The organism is Gemmatimonadaceae bacterium (assembly GCA_020846935.1).
Classification (GTDB): Bacteria; Gemmatimonadota; Gemmatimonadetes; order Gemmatimonadales; family Gemmatimonadaceae; genus RBC101.
This window is the reverse complement of record JADLCY010000007.1, coordinates 73939-92218: the sequence shown is the minus strand read 5'-3', so window position 1 is coordinate 92218 and position 18280 is coordinate 73939. Positions and strand designations below refer to the sequence as shown.

The 18280-nt window shown below is 67.7% G+C and carries 17 protein-coding genes; 9 read left to right on the top strand and 8 right to left on the bottom strand.

Annotated elements, in window-relative coordinates; genetic code table 11:
- Window positions 1-180 precede the first annotated feature (180 nt).
- Together glmS and glmM are read right to left on the bottom strand one after the other, a co-directional pair.
- Window positions 181-2007, bottom strand: coding sequence for a glutamine--fructose-6-phosphate transaminase (isomerizing) (gene glmS / locus IT361_09230; protein ID MCC6317860.1), 1827 nt, complete (start codon window positions 2005-2007; stop codon window positions 181-183).
- A gap of 19 nt (window positions 2008-2026) precedes the next feature.
- Window positions 2027-3397, bottom strand: coding sequence for a phosphoglucosamine mutase (gene glmM, locus IT361_09225; GenBank protein MCC6317859.1), 1371 nt, complete (start codon window positions 3395-3397; stop codon window positions 2027-2029).
- Between the two features lie 236 nt (window positions 3398-3633).
- On the opposite strand from glmM, the gene IT361_09220 reads away from it, so the two are divergent.
- A complete protein-coding gene (locus tag IT361_09220; protein ID MCC6317858.1) occupies window positions 3634-4542 on the top strand; it encodes a hypothetical protein in 909 nt (302 codons plus the stop codon).
- Here IT361_09220 and IT361_09215 read toward each other — a convergent pair.
- Window positions 4539-5588, bottom strand: coding sequence for a response regulator (locus IT361_09215; GenBank protein MCC6317857.1), 1050 nt, complete (start codon window positions 5586-5588; stop codon window positions 4539-4541). The two genes, IT361_09220 and IT361_09215, sit on opposite strands and share 4 nt — an antisense overlap.
- A 141-nt stretch (window positions 5589-5729) precedes the next feature.
- Between IT361_09215 and IT361_09210 the strand changes: the two genes are divergently transcribed.
- The 5 genes from IT361_09210 (at window position 5730) to IT361_09190 (ending at window position 11121) form a co-directional block, all read left to right on the top strand.
- On the top strand, window positions 5730-6893 hold the full coding sequence (locus IT361_09210) for a PLP-dependent transferase (protein MCC6317856.1): 1164 nt from the start codon (window positions 5730-5732) through the stop codon (window positions 6891-6893).
- A 68-nt stretch (window positions 6894-6961) separates the two neighbouring features.
- Window positions 6962-7945, top strand: a complete 984-nt coding sequence (locus IT361_09205; protein MCC6317855.1) for a M48 family metallopeptidase — start codon at window positions 6962-6964, stop codon at window positions 7943-7945.
- Window positions 7942-9225, top strand: coding sequence for a phosphoribosylamine--glycine ligase (gene purD, locus IT361_09200; protein ID MCC6317854.1), 1284 nt, complete (start codon window positions 7942-7944; stop codon window positions 9223-9225). Before IT361_09205 ends, purD begins: the two co-directional genes overlap by 4 nt.
- A complete protein-coding gene (gene mutM / locus IT361_09195) occupies window positions 9209-10021 on the top strand; it encodes a bifunctional DNA-formamidopyrimidine glycosylase/DNA-(apurinic or apyrimidinic site) lyase (GenBank protein ID MCC6317853.1) in 813 nt (270 codons plus the stop codon). The genes purD and mutM overlap by 17 nt, the downstream gene beginning before the upstream one ends.
- Complete coding sequence (locus IT361_09190; protein ID MCC6317852.1) at window positions 10009-11121, top strand: GIY-YIG nuclease family protein; 1113 nt, start codon at window positions 10009-10011, stop codon at window positions 11119-11121. The genes mutM and IT361_09190 overlap by 13 nt, the downstream gene beginning before the upstream one ends.
- Window positions 11122-11453: 332 nt before the next feature.
- Here IT361_09190 and IT361_09185 read toward each other — a convergent pair whose 3' ends face one another.
- The 5 genes from IT361_09185 to IT361_09165 are packed head-to-tail and all read right to left on the bottom strand — an operon-like array spanning window position 11454 to window position 15794.
- Complete coding sequence (locus tag IT361_09185; GenBank protein MCC6317851.1) at window positions 11454-11933, bottom strand: metallophosphoesterase family protein; 480 nt, start codon at window positions 11931-11933, stop codon at window positions 11454-11456.
- Between the two features lie 5 nt (window positions 11934-11938).
- Window positions 11939-12556 (bottom strand): UbiX family flavin prenyltransferase, encoded by a 618-nt coding sequence (locus tag IT361_09180; GenBank protein MCC6317850.1) that lies wholly within the window; start codon window positions 12554-12556, stop codon window positions 11939-11941.
- A gap of 1 nt (window position 12557) precedes the next feature.
- Window positions 12558-13493, bottom strand: coding sequence for a UbiA family prenyltransferase (locus IT361_09175; protein ID MCC6317849.1), 936 nt, complete (start codon window positions 13491-13493; stop codon window positions 12558-12560).
- Window positions 13490-15001 (bottom strand): menaquinone biosynthesis decarboxylase, encoded by a 1512-nt coding sequence (locus IT361_09170; GenBank protein ID MCC6317848.1) that lies wholly within the window; start codon window positions 14999-15001, stop codon window positions 13490-13492. Before IT361_09170 ends, IT361_09175 begins: the two co-directional genes overlap by 4 nt.
- Window positions 14991-15794 carry a class I SAM-dependent methyltransferase gene (locus IT361_09165; GenBank protein MCC6317847.1) on the bottom strand — a complete coding sequence of 268 codons (804 nt, stop codon included), beginning with the start codon at window positions 15792-15794 and terminating at the stop codon, window positions 14991-14993. The genes IT361_09170 and IT361_09165 overlap by 11 nt, the downstream gene beginning before the upstream one ends.
- Before the next feature lie 124 nt (window positions 15795-15918).
- On the opposite strand from IT361_09165, the gene IT361_09160 reads away from it, so the two are divergent.
- Genes IT361_09160 through IT361_09150 form a run of 3 tightly spaced genes read left to right on the top strand, consistent with a single transcriptional unit; the run spans window position 15919 to window position 18220 of the window.
- Entirely contained in the window at window positions 15919-16521 is a 603-nt protein-coding gene (locus tag IT361_09160) for a sigma-70 family RNA polymerase sigma factor (protein ID MCC6317846.1), read from the top strand.
- Window positions 16522-16563: 42 nt separating this feature from the next.
- Window positions 16564-17154, top strand: a complete 591-nt coding sequence (locus IT361_09155; protein MCC6317845.1) for a hypothetical protein — start codon at window positions 16564-16566, stop codon at window positions 17152-17154.
- A 1-nt stretch (window position 17155) separates the two neighbouring features.
- Complete coding sequence (locus IT361_09150) at window positions 17156-18220, top strand: hypothetical protein (GenBank protein MCC6317844.1); 1065 nt, start codon at window positions 17156-17158, stop codon at window positions 18218-18220.
- Window positions 18221-18280 lie beyond the last annotated feature (60 nt).

The window sequence follows — 18280 nt, the reverse complement described above, 5'->3', positions numbered from 1 at the left end:
TATCGGCGTCTCCACGCGAAGGAGTCCCAGTTCTGCCAACCGCACGGAACGCCGGCCCATGTGATGAGTGCTCGTGGCCAACGCACGCCTCGAAGGGCGCAATGAAAAGGGCGCCCGGCATCGGCGCCCCTGTCCCCGTGACCTCCGTGAACGCACTCCCTCGCGTTCACCCTGCCCTCGCTACTCCACGGTCACCGACTTCGCCAGGTTGCGCGGCTGGTCCACGTTCGAGCCACGCTTGACGGCGATGTAGTACGCCAGAAGCTGCAACGGCACCGACGCCAGGACGGGCATCAGAAGCTCCGTCGTCTCCGGAATGCGGAACTCATAGTCCACCTTGCCGGCGAGCGCTGGCTCATCGCGACTGGTGATGGCGATGACCTTGCCCTTTCGCGCTTTCACTTCGTGCACGTTGCTCGTGATCTTGTCGAACACCGAGTCGTGCGGTGCGATGAACACCACCGGCATCATCTCGTCGATCAGCGCGATCGGCCCGTGCTTCATCTCCGCCGCGGGATAGCCCTCGGCGTGGATGTAGGAGATCTCCTTGAGCTTGAGCGCGCCTTCGAGGGCCGCCGGGAAGTTGTAGCCCCGCCCGAGGTACAGGAAATTGCTCGCCCGCTTGAACTCCTCGGCGAGCGCCTCGATCTCTTCGGCGCGGTCGAGGATCTGCTTGATCTGTGATGGCAGCGCCTGCATGCCGGCGATGATCTCGCGACCGCGCAGCAGGGACAGGTCGCGCAGCCGTGCGAGCTTGAGCGTGAACAGCAGCAGCGCAACGACCTGGCTCGTGAAGGCCTTGGTCGACGCCACACCGATTTCCGGACCGGCGTGGATGTAGATGCCACCGTCGGACTCGCGCGCGATGGTCGACCCCACCACGTTCACGATGCCCATCGTGCGAGCGCCACGCCGCTTGGCCTCGCGCATGGCGGCCAGCGTATCCGCCGTCTCGCCCGACTGCGAGATCACGATGCACAGCGTCTTCTCGTCGACGATCGGATTGCGATAGCGGAACTCCGAGGCGTATTCCACCTCCACCGGCACCCGGGCCAGCTCCTCGATCAGGCTCTCGCCGATCAGGGCCGAGTGCCAACTGGTGCCGCAGGCCGTGATGACGATGTTGTCGAACGACAGCAGTTCCTCGTCGGTCATGTTCAGCCCGCCGAGCTTCGCCGTGCCTTCCTCGACGAGCAGGCGGCCGCGCATGGTGTTTTCCACCGTTTGGGGCTGCTCGAAGATCTCCTTGAGCATGAAGTGCGCAAAGCCGCCGCGCTCGATCTGCGCGAGATCCCAGTCGATGCGGGCAACGTTCTTCTGCACCTCGCCGGCCTTGAGGTCGACGATCCGGTAGCCGTTCCGGTCGACCACCGCCATCTCGCCATCGTCGAGGTAGACCACCTGGCGCGTGTGCGCCAGAATCGCCGACACGTCACTCGCCACGAAGAACTCGTTTTCGCCGAGGCCCACGAGCAACGGGCTCCCCTTCCGGGCCGCCACGATCTTGTGCGTGTCGATCGAGGAAATCACCGCGATGCCGTAGGTGCCCTCGACCTGGTTCAACGCCTCGACGACCGCATCCTCGAGATTGCCGGTGAAGGCCTCCTGAATGAGGTGTGCGAGCACCTCGGTGTCCGTGTCCGACGTGAACCGATAGCCGCGCGACTCGAGCATGCGCTTGAGCAGCGTGGCGTTCTCGATGATGCCGTTATGTACGACCGCAAAGTTGCCGTCCTGACTCACGTGCGGGTGCGCGTTGACCTGGTTCGGCGGCCCGTGCGTGGCCCAGCGCGTGTGCGCGATCCCGGTCGTCCCGTGCACCGGTGTGCCTGCGAGGAGCTGCTCGAGCTTGGCGATCTTGCCGGCTTCCTTCACGGTTTCCACGCCAGCGCCGTTCATCACGGCGACGCCAGCCGAGTCGTAGCCGCGGTACTCCAGCCGCTTGAGGCCCTCGATCAGGAGTGGGGTTGCCACCCGGGGGCCGACGTATCCGACGATTCCGCACATATGCGTTGGTGTTCTGGAATTACCGCGCGAGGGCATCCAGCGGCTGCCGACAGCGGCGCACCAGATCCCTCGCATCCGTTTCTGTTGGTCCTTCGGCGATCACCCGTACAATCGGCTCCGTTCCCGACGGGCGTACATGCACCCAACGATCGGGCCACGAGAGCCGCAACCCATCCTGCGTGTCCACCTCGGCGTCCCCGAACTCCCCCCTGAGGGCCTGATAGACGCTGTCCAGGCTCGCCTTCGGCCGGTCCAGCTTGTCCTTCACGATCTCATAGCGGGGGTACGATGACACCACTGCAGACAACGTGCCGCCTGTTTCTGCGAGCAGCCCAAGGATGAGGGCCGCGGCGAGCGGCGCATCCCTCCCCAGGTGCAGGTCGGGCAGGATCACCCCACCGTTCCCCTCGCCGCCCACCACCGCGCCCTCGGCACGCATCCGCGTCGCGACGTTCACTTCTCCGACGGGCGCGCGAACCACATGACTGCCGTACCGCGCCGCGACATCGTCCAGGATCCGGGACGTGGACAGGTTAGTGACCACCGTCCCTCGCCGCTTCGACAGCACCAGCTCGGCAGCCAGCGCCAGCGTCCAGTCTTCACCGATCGCCGACGCTCGGTCGGACACGACGGCGAGCCGGTCCACGTCCGGATCGGTGGCGAAGCCCAACGCAGCGCCCGTGGACCGAACGAGACTCTCGAGTTCCCCCAGATTCTCGGCCACCGGTTCCGGCGGGCGATGAAAGCGTCCGTGGGGCTCGAGGTTGATCGACCGAACGTCGCAACCCAGTGCCTCGAGCAGGCGCGGCATGATCACGATTCCCGCACCGTGGCAGGTGTCCAGCGCCACCACGAACCGTCGCGCGCGAATCTTCGCGACGTCGATGAAAGGGAGCGCCAGCACCTTCGCGATGTGGCGATCGATGGCGCCATCCTCGGACGTCACCTCACCCAGCGCCTGCCACTGCGCGCGGGGCACGCCGCTCTCCAGCAGGCCGCGCATCTCGGCGCCTTCGGATCCATCGAGAAACAGTCCCGCGGGCCCGATGAACTTGAGCGCGTTCCACTCGACCGGGTTGTGGCTCGCCGTGATGGCCAGCCCTCCCGCCGCATGGTGGTGCTCGACCTCGAGCTGCACCGTGGGCGTCGGCGCCATGCCGATGTCGATGATCTGCGCCCCGACCGACTGCAGGGCCGCCACCACCGCCCGGTGGAACATCGGGCCGGAGACGCGGCTGTCCCGCCCAACCACGATGGACCTGGAGCCCGATCGGGCCAGGGAAAATGCCCCGAAGGCGGCCGCGAACTGACAGGCGACTTCCGGCGTGAGGGCCTCCCCCACCCGACCTCGGACGCCGGATACGCTGACCATCAGTCCTTCGAACGCCATCAACGTCTCCGACCAAGTGTGTGAGTCGTGCAATGTAAGCAGGAACTCGTTGCCAACAAGCGACTTAGCGATGGTGATGCTGGTCACAACTACCCGTCCGACCTTCACCGCGAGCACCAACGGGTGTCGGGTCTGACGCCCCGCGTCGCTACCTTGGGCACATCGCGGATCCGGCATCGCGCGTGACTTGAGCAAAGGACGCACGAGCCGCCGCTTGGTTTTCCAATCGACATCCGATGCTTGACCCCCTCTCCCTCCTCCCGTTCGGCCTCGCAGCGCGCGACGGCGTGCTTGACGGCTGGCCGGCGCGCCAACTCGTGGCTGCCGGCGTCGGGGTCCTCCGCGCGCACGCGCCCGTCGCGCGCGCGCTCGCCAGGCGCCGCTCGGCGATGCTGCTGCCGGTTGGACCGAGCGTGCTGGTGGCGTTGGCGGCCTCGGACGGGCGCGGCGCGCTCTTTCTGGACCCTGCGACGGGGCCGGCGCAGGTCGCGCGCGAGCTGAACACGGCGCGCGTCGGAGCAGTATTCAGCACGCGGTCGTTTGCGAACCTCCTCCCGGACGACCTGCCTCGCGTGCTGCTCGATGACGCTCCCGCGTCTGCAACGTTCGTCACCGCGGCATCGCGCGAACAGTTTGACCTCTCGATGCACGAGGGCATCTCCATCGAAGGCGACCCTGACGCCGAGGGATCCACGGAAGAGCTGTTGTTGGCCTTTGACGAGGCCGCGGATCCGGTGTCGTGGTCGCACCGGCGCGCCTTCGGGCGCGTGCGCGCTATCGTGAAGACGCACGGCCTTCGCGCCATCGACCGCGTCCTGGTCATGCGCGCCTCGGGTGACCTTCATGCGTTCCTCGATGGCGAAGTCAGCGCACTCGCCGCGGGCTGCCGGGTGACCTCGCTCGCGTCAACGGACATCGGGCGCGCGCTAGATGAGATCTCACGGGGCAACGTCACCGTGCTCGTCGCGCCCGGCGCCTCGCTTGCCGCGATGTCGGCTCACCACGAGCATTCAGCTGCACACGCGGCCGGCGCGCTGCGACGGACGATCCTGTCGACGCCCGCGAACGAGGCGACGCGTCGTGCCTGGGCGGCGTGGTCCGGGCTCGAACCGGCGGCGATCGTCGCGCTGCCGTCCGGTGCCTAACGCACGCCCCGGGGCGTGAGTCCCGAAGGGGCGCGCTCCTCGGCGAGCGCCGACGTGTCGATCGCGCCGGCATCGATCGCGCGAAGGAAGGCCTGCACGACCTGCGGATCGAACTGCGCCCCGGCACAGCGCTGCAACTCGGCGATCGTCGCCGCCAGCGCCACCCCTGGACGATACGGGCGCGCGCTGGCCATTGCGTCGAACGTGTCGGCCACCGCGGCGATGCGGGCCTCGATCGGAATGGCGTCGCCCGCGAGTCCGTCGGGAATCCCGCGACCGTCCCACCGTTCGTGGTGCGATCGCACGATGTTGAGCGCGCGTGGCGTGTCGCCGAGGAGTGGCGAGAGCAGACGCCAGCCGACCGTCGGGTGCGTCATGATGTGCTCGTACTCCTCGTCGGTGAGGGGCCCGGCCTTGTTGAGCACCGACTCGCGCACGCCGATCTTGCCGAGGTCGTGGACCCGGCCACCGAGTTCGATCTGGCGGACCACTTCGGCGTCCATGTCCAGCGCACGCGCAATGACCGCCGAGTACCGCGACACGCGCACCGAGTGCCCGTGGGTGTACGGATCCTTCACTTCAAGCGCATCGGCCAGGCTCTGGATGCTCGCCAGGAAGAGTTCTTCGAGCCGGCGCGCCTGTGCGGCGACGCGTTCCTCCAGCCGTTCCTGATAGCCACGGTTCTCGAGGATGAGTCGACGCTTCTCCAGCGCCTGGCGCACACGCGCGCGCACTTCCTCGATGTGGAAGGGCTTGGTGAGGTAGTCCATCGCGCCCGCGCTCAGGCAGCTCACCGCGGTCCCGACATCGGCGACGGCGGTGATCATCATGACCGCGGTGTCGGGGTGTCGGGCGCGCACGGCCCTCAGCAGCCCGATGCCGTCGAGTTCCGGCATGTCGAGATCGGTGAGCACGAGCGTGGCTGGCTCACGTTCGAGGGCGGCGAGCGCCTGCATCCCCGACCCGGCTTCCTCGCACGCAAACCCGTCAGCCTGCATCACGCGCATGAGCACGCGACGCAGGTGGGGCTCGTCGTCGACGACCAAACAGCGAGTCCCTCCGCGCTCTCCTGCCGCGAAGGGTTCCCCAGCGGACAGCCCCGTCATTGGTGCTCTGCGTGCCTCCCGTGCGCCGACTTCCCGGACGCGGCCGGAGTTATCTTCACGGCCACATCCCACTCACGGCGCATGTCGCGAATCTTTGACTCGGATCTCCAGTACGCGCTCGGAACGCGAGCGATCCACGCGGGCCAGCGGCCCGACCCGACGTCCGGTGCGATCATGGTGCCGATCTACCAGACGTCAACATACGCACAGGACGGACTCGGGCGAAACAAGGGCTACGAGTATGCCCGCGGCAAGAACCCCACACGTGAGGCGCTGGAACGGAACCTCGCCGCCCTCGAAGGCGGCGTCCACGGATTCGCGTTCGGCAGCGGCATGGGCTGCCTCGACGCGATCATGAAGCTGTTCAGGTCGGGTGACCGCATCGTCTGCGGTGACAACCTCTACGGCGGCACGCCGCGCCTGTTCGATCGGATCCTCGTGAACTACGGGCTGCGGTTCACCTATGTCGACACCCGCGACCCGCAGCGACTCGAGGACGCGATGGGCCCCGACGTCAGGGGCATCATTCTCGAGACGCCGACTAACCCGCTGATGCATCTGACGGACCTCTCGGCCGCCGCCGGGATCGCGCGCCGCCACGATGCCCTCCTCATCGTCGACAATACGTTCGCCACGCCGGTCTACCAGCGCCCGCTCGAACTTGGCGCGCACATCGTGTACCACTCCACGACGAAGTACCTGAACGGCCACAGCGACATGGTCGGCGGCGCCGCCATCGTCCGCGACGACGACCTCGCCACGCGGCTGCAGTTCATCCTCAACGCCGCGGGCGCCGTGCCCGGCCCGTTCGACGCCTGGCTGGTGCTGCGCGGCACCAAGACGCTGCACCTCCGCATGGCCGCCCATGACGCCAACGGGCGCCTCATCGCCGAGGTCCTCGCGGCCCGACTCGGGCACGAGCGGGTGTTCTACCCCGGCCTGGCGTCCCATCCGCAGTTCGCCCTCGCCTGCTCACAGATGTCCGGATTCGGTGGCATGCTCTCCTTCGAGCTGGGCTCCCGCGAGGCGGCCGAGCGTGTCATGGAACGATTCAAGGTGTTCGCGATCGCCGAGTCCCTTGGCGGGGTGGAAAGCCTGGTGAACCACCCCGCCTCCATGACCCATGCTTCGGTGCCCGCGGACCGCCGGGCGAAACTCGGGATCACCGATGGCCTGGTCCGGTTCTCGGTTGGCGTGGAGGACGTGGGTGACTTGCTGGCTGACGTTGAACACGCATTGGCATGAACGCCTCCACCGGTGACACCTCACCGGGGAGCGTGACGTAGGACGTTCCAACCGCCTCCCAACCTCTCATGGCCGACCGCGTCATCCTCACCGACATCTCCTCGACCGCGTGGGAGCACCCCGCCGATCGCGCGGCGCTCAATACGCTGAGATCGATTCCCGGCTTCGATCAGGTCGTGCGAAAGGTCGCGGGCTTCTTTGGTGAACGTGGCGTCCGGCAGATGTTCCTCGCCAACGCCGTCCGCGTCGGACCCACGCAGAGGCCAAAGCTCTGGGCGCAGTACCAGGAGGTGCTCGCCACCCTCGACTGGCGCGAGGTTCCGGAGCTCTATGTCTCGCAGACGCCGCTCGTCAACGCTGCCGCGGTCGGCTTCGACAAACCGTTCATCGTTCTCAACTCCGGCACCATCGCCCTGCTGAACGAAGACGAGCGCCGCGACATCCTGGGACACGAGCTTGGCCACATCATGAGTGGCCACACGACCTATACCACGATCGCGATCATCATCCTGACGGTGGGCATCCAGAACCTGCCCTTCCTCGCCGGCATGGCGCTGCTGCCCTTCCAGCTCGCGCTCATGGAGTGGTACCGCAAGGCCGAGCTCTCCGCGGATCGCGCCGGGCTGCTGGTCACGCAGGATCCCAGGGTCTCGGCAAGCACGTTCCTCAAAATGGCCGGCGGCGGAGCCGGTGACGACGAGATCTCGATCGATGCCTTCCTCGAACAAGCGGAGGCCTACGAGACCGGCGGGGACTTCGCCGACAAGGTCTGGCAGGTGATCAACACGGCGTTCCGTACGCACCCGTTCGGAACCGTCCGCGCCGCGGAGTTGCAGCGGTGGGTCCGGTCGGGCGACTACGACCGCATCGTGGTACAGGGTGACTATCGTCGCCGCTCTGACGCATCGACACCGCCGCTTTCGGAGGATTACGTTGATGCCGTTGGGTACTACGGCCAACAGGCGCGCGATGCCATGGATTCGCTGACCGACGTCTTCGATCGAGCGCGCGACGCCTTCAACAGCGCCTTCAAGGGACCCTCAGGGACGTGAACGTACTGATCCTCGGTGGCGGTGGTCGCGAACACGCGGTGGCCTGGAAGCTCACGACAGACGACCCCTCAGTTCGAATCACCGCCGCACCGGGGAATCCAGGGATCGAAGCCCTCGGCCGCTGCGTTCGGATCAACCCATCCGAGCCGGTGGCCGTCGTGTCTCTGGCTCGTGAGGTCCAGCCGGACCTCGTGTTCGTTGGGCCTGAAGCGCCGCTCGCAGCGGGAGTCTCCGACGCCCTGAGTGCCGCCGGATTCGCGGTGTTCGGGCCGACGAGGGCTGCAGCTCAGCTCGAGTCATCCAAGCGGTACTCGAAGCAGCTCATGTTGGAGCACGGTATCCCAACTGCCGGAGCATCGTGGCACTCTGATGCGTCTCAAGCGAAGCTGGCTGTTAGACTTACGGGAGCACCAGTGGTGATCAAGGCCTCGGGGCTCGCGGCGGGAAAGGGGGTCGTTGTCTGTGAAACTGTCGAGGCGGCCGACCAGGCTATCGACGACATCATGCTCCGAAGCATCTATGGGCCAGCGGGTGCGGAGGTCCTGGTCGAGGAGTTCATGGAGGGCGAGGAGATTTCGGTGTTTGCGGTGTCCGACGGAGCCCAGTTCGTGCTCCTCCCGGCAGCGCAGGATCACAAACGCCTCCTCGACGGTGATCTCGGACCGAACACTGGCGGCATGGGAGCATACTCCCCGGTCTCTGTCGCGACAGCATCGACCCTGGGCCGGATCTCGGAGGAGGTTATTGGGCCCACTCTGAAGGCGATGGCGGCGCGGGGAGCACCATTTCGTGGGCTGCTCTACTGTGGGATGATGCTTACGGCTGACGGCCCCAAGGTCGTGGAGTACAATTGTCGATTCGGCGACCCAGAGACGCAGGTTGTGCTCCCGGTCATGGACGAGGAACTGCTCCCGTTGTTGTCTGGTGCCGCCAGCGGTCACCTCGGGGCATCGCGCGATGCCTCAGTCTCGCGGCGGGCTGCGGTTTGTACCGTCGTTGCGGCGCCGGGATACCCGGAGGCCGCTCTGACTGGTGGCGAGGTCGTGCTCCCTCATGCTCCCGACGGTGTGCTGTACTTCCACGCCGGGACTGCTCGAGGTGAAGACGGTCGCCTCGTCGCATCAGGCGGGCGCGTGTTGGCCGCCACTGCCATCGCGGAGTCATTTTCTCAGGCGGCCGCCGCGAGCCGCAACGCCGCCGCGGCCGTTCGAATCGCTGGGGGCCAGTTCAGGCGTGACATCGGTTGGCGGGAGCAGGCACGCCGTGCCCGAGCTACCTGAGACCGAAACGATCGCGCGCGACCTCGCCGATCTCCTCGTCGGGCGTACCGTCCAGAAGGTTGCGGTCCTCCGGCCAGACGTGCTTCGCGGTGCAACGCCTACCTGTTTTGAGAGGCGCCAGAGTGGCGCCCAGGTGCTGCGAGTCTGGCGCCGATCCAAGACGGTGGTCCTTAGTCTTAGCGGGCCGGCCCACGTGCTCGTGACGCCTCGGTTCACGGGTTCGCTGCAGTTCGAGTCGCCGCCGGACGCGTACGTCACCATCTCGTGGCGCTTTGCGGACGGCGCCACCCTCATCTACCGCGACGTCCGCCGACTCGGCACGGTCGCCCTGGTCGATGCCGATGGACTTGCAGCGTTTGATCAGGCCCTGGGTGTGGAGCCCCTGTCGCCCTCCTTTACAGTCGCGGCCCTATCGGGGATTCTTCGGGCATCCCGAAGCGCAGTGAAGAAGGTGTTGATGGACCAGCGACGGATCGCCGGTGTGGGCAACATCTACGCGAACGAGGCCCTGCACCGGGCCGGCATCGACCCATCACGCATCGGAGCCGCGATCCGCGCACCCGATGCCGAGCGTTTGCACTTCGAGCTGCGCGCGGTGCTCGAAGCCGGGATCGCAGCGCGGGGCACCACGTTTCGCGACTACCGGGACGCGCGCAACCAGCGAGGATCGTTCGCGGCGAGCCTCCAGGCGTATGGGCGCGGCGGACTCCCCTGCATCCAGTGCGGCGCGCGCCTTACGGAAACGCACGCCATCGACGGGCGATCGACGGTGTTCTGTCACCGATGCCAGCGCTGAAGGCCGACCCGGACGCCGAGCGACTCGCGGCGCTCAGGGCGCACGTGCGGGCCGGCGCGGAGGAGCGCCCCGGCGTGTACCGCATGATCACCGAGACCGGTGAGGTGGCCTATGTGGGCAAGAGCCGCAAGCTTCGCACGCGGCTGCTGTCCTACTTCAGGGGCGAATTCCCGCGGGACAAGTCCGCGCGCATCGTCCGGGAAGCGCACCGCATCGAGTGGACCTACGTGCCATCGGAGTTTGCGTCGCTGCTCGAAGAGCTTCGGCTCATCAAGATGCTCCGTCCGAGACTCAACGTCGCGCAGAAGCGGGACGACCGGAACTACGGCTTCGTGCGCCTCACGAGCGGTCGCGCTCCGCGGCTGACGGTAACGCGCGGCAGCGGCGCCGCGGATCGTGGGGGGACGTATTACGGTCCGTTCGTGGGCACGGCGAACCTGCAGGACGCGTTGCGCGAACTCTCCGCGGCCCTGGGCCTTCGCGACTGCACCCTCGACGGCAAGATGCGCTTCTCCGATCAGATGGAGTTGCTGCCCGCACCGCCCCGCACGCCCGGATGCCTGCGCTTCGAGATCGGTACGTGCCTCGGTCCCTGCGTCGGGGCGCCGACGGCGAGCGCCTACGGCGCACAGGTGCACGTAGCCCGGGCCTTCCTCGACGGCACGTCCGATGTGCCGCTGGTCCAGCTGGAGTCGGCCATGCGCGCCGCGAGCGACCGCCTGGAGTACGAGCGCGCCGGCATCCTGCGCAACCGGTGGCAACTGGTCGAGTCGCTGCGCGAGCGATTCTCGCGCCTCCGGTTCGCCGTCGAGTCGCTGTCGTTCGTGTACCTCGTGCCCGGACACGCGGGCGAAGATCGGTTCTACCTCGTTCGTCGCGGGGTCATCCGCGACGACTTCGCGGCCCCGCAGTCGCCTGACGAGTGGGAGGCCGCACGCGCCCGGGTGCGACAGGTCTTTGCGGCAACCCACGACGTCCCTGGCGCCGTGCCCTCGCACGACGTCGATGAACTGCTGCTGGTGACGAGCTGGTTCGCGACGAAGCCCGAGGAACTCGACGCCACGATTCCACCGGCAACACTGCTCGAGCGCGCCGACTGACCGGTGGCGCAGGCTCGCCGCCGGTCACCGGCGGCCATCCGTGCGATGGGCGGCCCCGGGAATTGGGACTCACGGCCGACCGGGCGCTTCACGAAGGGACGTCGATTCCATCGGGGGTCAGCGTTGCAATGGCCCGTCCCGGGGGACTCAAGGGGTCCGCCATCCAACGGCAGCGTCACCTGGGCTTCCGGACGTCGAGGGCTTCACTCGCCGTGAGGTGCCACACGCCGTTCGCACCGCCCCGCCAGGACCAGGTATCACAGGCCGAGCCGATCCAGGGAGAGGGACGTCGGTTTCCATCGGCGTCATCGTTGCGAGCGCCGTCCTGGGAATCAGGGCTCGCTGTCGATCGGTAGCTCCACGATGGCGACGTCGATTCCCTCGGACGTTATCGTGAGGCGCGCGACGCTGGGCAGGATGTCGAACCGGCGCGGCCCGGCCGCGCCCGGATTGAGCACGAGTCGCCCCCCGCTGCGATGCACCAACGGCCGGTGCGTGTGCCCGAAGACGATCACCGAGGCATCGTAGGCGGCCAGAAGGCCGGCCGGCCTCGGAACGCCGAGTTCGTGTCCGTGGCTCACGTGGAACGTGTGGCCTCCGATCTCTCGATCGATGCGTGTGGGAAGCCGTGGGTGCCCCGGCGGATCGCAGTTGCCCATCACGGCGGCCACCGGGGCGATGGTCGACAACTCGGTCAGCACGTCGTCGCCGCACACGTCGCCGGCATGCAGGATGAGGTAGGAGCCGGCGAGCGCTTCGTGCACGGCGGCGCGCACGAGGCCATGGGTGTCGGAGATGACGCCGACGACCAGCGAGGTCATCCCGCGTTGAGTGCGTCCGGCTCTCCGCCCCAGCGCCTGACGAGTGAGTGCTCGACGTCGAGGTGATCGAGCACGCGTGCGGCGACGAAGTTCACGAGGTCATCGATGGTCGCCGGGCGATGATAGAACGCGGGGGCGGCCGGAAGGACGACCGCCCCCGCGCGGGTGAGCCGCAGCATGTTCTCCAGGTGGATCTCGCTCAGGGGCGTTTCGCGCGGCACGACGATGAGCCGCCGCCGCTCCTTGAGCACCACATCGCCGGCCCGCTCAACAAGCGATCGTGAGCTGCCGTGGGCGAGTGCGGAGATCGTGCCCATGGAGCACGGACAGATGACCATCCCCGCGCAGCGTGTGGAGCCCGACGCGGGAGCGGCGCCGCGATCGCCGTCTTCGTACACCGTGACGCATCGATCCCACGCCGCGCTCCCGACGTGTGCGCGCAAGGCGTCCACCGAAGCGATGTCCATCTCCGTCTGCAGGAGGCGAAGGCCATGGCCGCTGACGATGAGCCAGGTCGCTCGCCCGGCCCGCACAAGCTGCTCGAGGACGCGAACCGCGTACGGGGCCCCCGAGGCGCCCGTGATTGCCAGAACGATCGGGGGCGAAGCCGTCATGTCAGGCCAACCCGCGTACGAGGCGCTCGGCGAGCACGCAGGCAAAGAACACGAGGCTGATGACGCCGTTCATGGTGAAGAACGCAGCATCCAGCCGACTCAGATCCCCGGGCCGCACGAGGCGATGTTCGTAGACGAGGAGCGAGGCAGCGATGAGCACCCCAACGAAGTACAGCACGCCGCTCCCCGTCACCCAGCCCACGACCGCCAGAGCCACGATGGTCAACGCGTGCAGCCCGCGCGTCAGGGCGATGGCACGCGCTTCACCGAGTCTGGCGGGGAGCGAGTGCAGCCCGTTCTGGCGGTCGAACTCGGCGTCCTGCAGGGCGTACAGCACGTCGAACCCACCGACCCACGTGGTCACCGCAATCGCGAGCACGACCGGCATCCACCACGGCTCGGGCCACTGCCCCGTGACGGCGAGGTAGCCACCGACCGGCGCGATCGAGAGGCCGGCGCCGAGCACGAGGTGCGACCATCGCGTGAAGCGCTTGGTATAGCTGTAGAAGCAGATCCAGGCGAGCGCGATCGGCGAGAGTCGCGCGCACAGGGGGTTGAGTCGCCACGCGCTGTACACGAACAGCACGCCCGATGCGAACACCGCCGCCATGGCCTCGCGCACGCCGAGCGCGCCGCTCGGGATTTCGCGCATCTGCGTTCGCGGATTCCGCGCGTCGACGTCGCGATCGACGATGCGGTTGAATCCCATCGCGGTGAAGCGTGCCGTGGTGAATGCGAGGGCGATCCACCCGACCATCGCGAGTGTCACGGGGGCTTCGTAGCTGGCCAGCGTCGCGCCCACGAAGGCAAACGGCAAGGCGAAGACCGTGTGTGGCAGCTTCACGAAGTTGGCGTAACGCACCAGGCGCGAGGTGCCGCCAAAGGTCTGACCTTCGGGCGCGCGGGCCGGCGGATGCGCCGACGGAGGGAGGGTCATCGCGCCGGGATCCCGAGGCGCGGCCACATCGCGTCGACCTGCGCCTTCGTGGCCGCATCCATCTCGATCACCTTTGGCCAGTTGCGCGTGAACCCTTCTTCCGGCCACTTCCGCGTGGCATCGATGCCCATCTTCGATCCGTAGGTGAACGCGCGGCTCCCGTGGTCGAGCACGTCCACGGGCCCCATCGTGAAGCGCACGTCGCGTTCGGGATCCATGTTGTTGAGTGCCACCCACCAGGCTTCCTGCGGATTGCGCACGTTCACGTCCTTGTCGACGATCACGAGCACCTTGGCGAGGGACATGAGCCCGGCTCCCCAGAGCGCGTTCATCACCTTGTAGGCCTGACCCGGGTAGTGCTTGTCGATCGACACGAACACGAGGTTGTGAAAGATCCCCTCGGCGGGCATGTGGTAGTCGACCACTTCCGGCGTCGTCAGGCGGAGCAGCGGCAGGAAGATGCGCTCGGTGGCGTGCCCGAGGTAGAAGTCCTCCATCGGAGGCCGACCGACGATCGTGGTGGCGTAGACGGGATTCGAGCGCATGGTCACCGCGGTGACCTGCACGCGGGGATACAGATCGGCCTCCGAGTAGAAGCCGGTGTGGTCGCCGAACGGCCCTTCGGTGACGAGCGCCTCGGCGGGATCGATCTCGCCCTCGATCACGAACTCCGCATCGAAGGGGACGTCGAGATCCGAGGTGAGCGCCCGGGTGAGCGCGACCGGCGACTTGCGCAGGAAGCCGGCGAAGATGTACTCGTCCACGTTAGGCGGAAGCGGCGCCGACGCCGAGTAGATCGAGGCGGGGTCGGCGCCGACGACGATGCAGACCGGCATCTTCTCGCCGCGCTCGGCCATCGCACGCCAGTGCGCCGCGCCCACCTTGTGGCGCTGCCAGTGCATCGCGACGGAGTCCGGACCGAGCACCTGCACGCGGTACATGCCGACGTTGCGGATGCCGCGCACCGGGTCGCGCGAGACCACCATGGGGAGCGTGATGTACGGGCCGCCGTCGTCCGGCCAGCACGTGAGCACCGGCAGCTTGCGGAGGTCGATCTGGCGGCCGGTCCACACGACCTCCTGGCACGGAGGCGACCCGCCGCGGCGACGGGGCGGGAACTTCGCCACCTCGAGCAACCGCGGCAGCAGGCCGAGCTTGGCCACGATACCATCGGGCACCTTGAGGTCCAGCAGCTGCGTGATGCGCGCGCCGACGGCGTCGAGGTCGTCGACGCCTAACGACATCGCCATGCGGCGCATGGACCCGAACAGGTTGATGGCCACCGGGTACGGCGAGCGCGTGCCGTCATCGAGCAGCACGTGTTCGAACAGCAGCGCTTCGCCACCGCCTGGCGCCTTGCTCACCCGGTCGGCGATCTCGCACAGCTCGAGCCTTGCGCGTACGGGTTCGCGGACGCGGACCAGCTCACCGGCCGCATCGAGCGCCGCAATGAATGACTGCAGATCGTCGAAGGGCGACGGACCGGAACCCGGCGTGCTACGCCCCATGCGCCGACCCTCCCTTCTCCCCGCCATGCACGGCGGCCACGCCGAGGGTCAGGTTGTGCCAGGTCACACGCGAGAATCCGGCGCGGGCCATGCGCTCGGCCAGCGCCTCCTGTACCGGGAAGTGCTTCACCGATTCGGGGAGGTACTTGTATGCCGAGCGGTGGCCGGAAACGAGGCCGCCGATCGTCGGCAGGATGTGGTGGAAATAGGCGTGGTAGCCCGCGCGCACCAGCGGAGAACGCGGCGTGGAGAACTCGAGGATGACGAATCGCGCACCGGGTCGCAGGACGCGATGCACTTCACGAAGGCACGCGTCGAGGTCAGCGACGTTTCGGATTCCGAACGCGACGATCGCACCATCGATCGAGGCGTCGGCCAGCGGCAGCTCCAGCGCGTCCGCGACCACGGGCCGCACGACGGCGGAGGACGCCTTGGCCGTCCCGGCGCGCAACATGGGCTCGGCAAAGTCGGCGCCGATCACCGATCCCCTGAAGCCGGGCAGCCGCGCGAGCTGCGCGGAGACGTCCAGTGTTCCGGCGCAGAGATCGAGGTATCGCCCATCGGGAACCCGACGCCATCCCAGCGCATCCAGCGCGCGCGCGCGCCAGCGCCGGTCGATGTTGAAGCTCAGCAGGTGATTGAGCAGGTCGTACCGTGGCGCGATCTCCGAGAAAATGCGCTGCACGTAGGCACGCTTGGCTGCGCCACCGCTCGCGGCGTCGTGCACCACCACCGCATCGTCGGCAGCGCGATCCGCGATCACCGGCGGTCGCGGCGTATCGGTGAGGGTCATCGTCGAAAGGTCGCTGGGGGTGACAGCGCGATCAAGCGTGACGCTAGACCCGTCTCCCGGTGGTCCTTACCTTCCCCAAACCTCGCAGGTGGGGACGGTAACCCCTCCGGCGCCACCGAGCGGCATGGCCCCGATCCTCGACCTGAAAAACCTCCCGGATGCGGACCTCGTCTCGCTCGCGCAGGAGGGGCGCGAGACGGCGTACCGGGAGCTGATCCGTCGATACGAGCGGCCCGTCTTCTCGCTGATCTTCCGCATGGTGCGCGACCGCGAGATCTCCGAGGACCTCGCACAGGACACATTCATCAAGGTCCTCAACCACATCGATCGCTACCGCCCGGAATTCAAGCTCTCGAGCTGGCTGTTCAAGATCGCGAACAACGTCGCCATCGATCACCTGCGCAAACGGCAGATCGACACCATCTCGATGGATGGCTCGCCTCACGCGGCGACTGCCGCCGAGATCGAGGCCACCCAGCTGGAAATCGCCGCGCAACAGGAAACCGCACTCGAGGAGCTGGAGGCCAAGGAGATCGGCTCGGCCATCGAGCGCGCAATCGAGTCCCTCCGGCCGGAGTACCGCGCCTGCATCATGCTGAGGCACGTCGAGGGGCGCTCGTACGAGGAAATCGCCGCGACCCTCGACCTCCCGCTGGGAACCGTCAAGACCTACATCCACCGCGCGCGGCACCAGCTGCGCGAGGCCCTGGACAGTACTCGTGAGTGAAACCAAGTCGCCCGCTGGGTCGTACACCCCGAAAGAGGCCATGTGATGCACCGACACCTGCTTCCCGAAGAGATCGACCTCCTCCTCGATGACGAGGAGGGCTTCGGCGTTGCCCCACTCCGCGCGCACCTGGATCAGTGCCAGGAGTGTCAGGCCCGGTACGACGGCCTCGCCGTCGTCGTGACGCGCCTCGAAGCACTTCCCCTGCTGACGCCAGCTCCCCGGTTTGCCGACCGCGTGATGACGCGCGTCGAGGTGTTCGAGCCGTGGCACGTCGCGCTGGGCGACTCCGTGCGCCGGCTGATCCCCACGTCGTCCAGTGGGCGGGTCGTGGTCGGCGCCCTCGGGGGCGTGATGGCTGTCACCATGACGCTGCTGGCGGTGTGGATTGGACAGCGCGCCGACGCCGTGTTGTTTCTCGCCAACCTGGCTGCGGAGCGGACGCGGGAAGGGGTGGCTTCCCTCGCGGTCGAGGCAACCCTGGCCCTCTTTGGGGCGCCCACGGCCACCGCGCTGCAGCAGGGGGGGATGGCCGCGCTGGCAGGTGCAGCGGGGGTTCTTGTGGTTTCGGTAGGTGCGGTAGCGCTCGGCGTGAAGGCGCTGGCCACCGCTGGACGCCGCCGGAGGGCCTAGCATGAAGACGCGGGCGTTTCTGGCGGCCGCTACCGCGGCTGCGCTGTGGGCATTTCCCATCGCGGGCGCTGCCCAACCCACTACCTCGCAGCAACCCGAAAGCCTCGCCAGGTTGGCCGGGAATGACAGCCTGATCATTGGCGGGCGCATCATTCCTGTCGGGGCGACCGTCGATGGTCCGGTGGTGGTGGCTGGCGGCAACCTCGAGGTGCGTGGCACTGTGCGCGGAACGGCCCTGGCAATCGCAGGGGACGTCCTGGTGAAGGCGGGGGGCCGCGTGACGGGCGACGCCATTGCGGCCTTTGGCGACGTCCTCAACGAGGGCACGGTGGACGGGAAGGTGAAGCCCCTCACCGGCACGTTTGGCGCGTCGCTGCGAACCCTCATGCGCGGCAATGACGCCGAGCCTCACCCGAACCGCTCACCGCTGAACCTCGCGGTCGGCTGGTTCACGGTGATGATGCTCATCGGACTGGGCGTGCTGGTGTTTGCCAGCCCGTACCTCGATGGCGTCGTCGACGTGCTCGGTCAGTCGTTCTGGCGCTCGTTCCTGACCGGTGTCGTGGGTGAGCTGGGCGTGCTGCCGGTGATCCTGCTGATTTGCGTCGGGCTGGCGATCACAGTGATCGGGGCTCTGCTCATTCCGTTCGCGGTCGTGGCGCTGGTACTGGCAGTCGCCGGACTTGCAACGCTCGGTTTTGTGGCCGTGGCCCGCCTCACGGGCGACGGCATCGGTGGGCGCACCAGCGACCGACTGAGCGCGCGCGGCAGCTCGCTGCGGGGCGTCGTGGTCGGGCTGGCTCTCTACATGGGTCTCTGGCTGCTCGCCGCGGCACTGAACCAGATTCCGGTTGCCGGAACCGTTTTGCGGCTCCTGGCGCTCGTGGTGACGTTCGTGGCCGCGACCGCTGGCTTTGGCGCCGCCTTGCTGTCACGCGGGGGAACCCGCAGAGACGCGGCGGTCACCGTTGCGCCGGCTCCGGCGAGCGACGCTGGGTGGCAGACACCAACACCAGTTGCGGGCGTAGCGGCTGCGCGGCGCTCCAGGGCCAAGGTCGGCAGTTAGGCCGACTGCCAGGCGAGATCCCCGAACACCTCCATCGGGTGCTTCGGCAAAGCTCGCCGC